This window comes from Pseudogemmobacter humi (genome assembly GCF_900609055.1).
Taxonomy (GTDB): Bacteria; Pseudomonadota; Alphaproteobacteria; order Rhodobacterales; family Rhodobacteraceae; genus Pseudogemmobacter; species Pseudogemmobacter humi.
The window spans coordinates 1-892 of the sequence record NZ_UXAW01000077.1; the positions used below are offsets into that span (position 1 = coordinate 1).

Consider the following 892-nt stretch of genomic DNA (forward strand, 5'->3'; position numbering starts at 1 on the left):
CGCTTCACATCACTCGGGACGCCAGAGACCGTCCGCATGCGCTGAAAATATCTGGGAAAGGGACAAGTCCGGCCTCAATCCGAATAGCTCAACAAAGCCGATGGCAGGCGGGCAGCCAATTCTGTCCGTGGGGCTTAGCAACCCCTCAATGCGTAGCTCGGTCGGTTCTTATCGGCCGGGTGACCGCTACGTATGTCCAGGCCACGCTAAAGGCAGCGGTGCCTCGCGCTACGCACGGGGTTGCTAACACCCGGCTTTGACCCGGGCAGATCCTGAACCTCAAGATGGGAGTTGTCCCTTGACCGAACAGATTGCCACCAAACCCCGCCCGCAACTGACCGGCAACGCCGGGCTGAACTATGCCGCATGGCAGCTTTCCCGGCGCGGATGGCATGTCATGCCCACCGTCCGCAACGCGCGGGGTTCGGACCTCATCGCCATCAACGACGACGAGACGGTGACGCTGGGCATCCAATCGAAGGCGCTCAGCAAGCGGTCCGCCGTGCCGCTCGGACTGAACCTCGACAACCTGCGCTCGGACTTGTGGGTGATCACCATTCGCGCCATCACGGATTCGCCCACCTGCTATGTGCTGCGGCTGGACGAGGTGCGGGCGCTGGCTGGACAGGATAAAAACGGTGGCGCTTACTGGCTGGAACCGAAGCACTACGACAAGGACGAGTTTCGGGATGCCTGGCACCGGCTGACTCCGCCTGCGAGTGCTGGAGTTGCCGGCTAGCATACTGCTATGACGGTCTTCGCAACGCAAAAATAGCGCCCCAAGGCATCCGTGTGAGCTACTCCCCGGAAATCGGACAGTGACGGAAGCTACGATCTGACGTTTGCTGGTCTCCAATGACGAGGAGATCAGGAATGCGGAAACGCAGGAACC

The 892-nt window shown here is 61.0% G+C and carries 1 protein-coding gene; it reads left to right on the forward strand.

Annotated elements, in window-relative coordinates; all coding sequences use genetic code 11:
* Positions 1 to 298: 298 nt before the first annotated feature.
* Positions 299 to 739, forward strand: a complete 441-nt coding sequence (locus XINFAN_RS12925; protein ID WP_199286419.1) for a hypothetical protein — start codon at positions 299 to 301, stop codon at positions 737 to 739.
* Positions 740 to 892 lie beyond the last annotated feature (153 nt).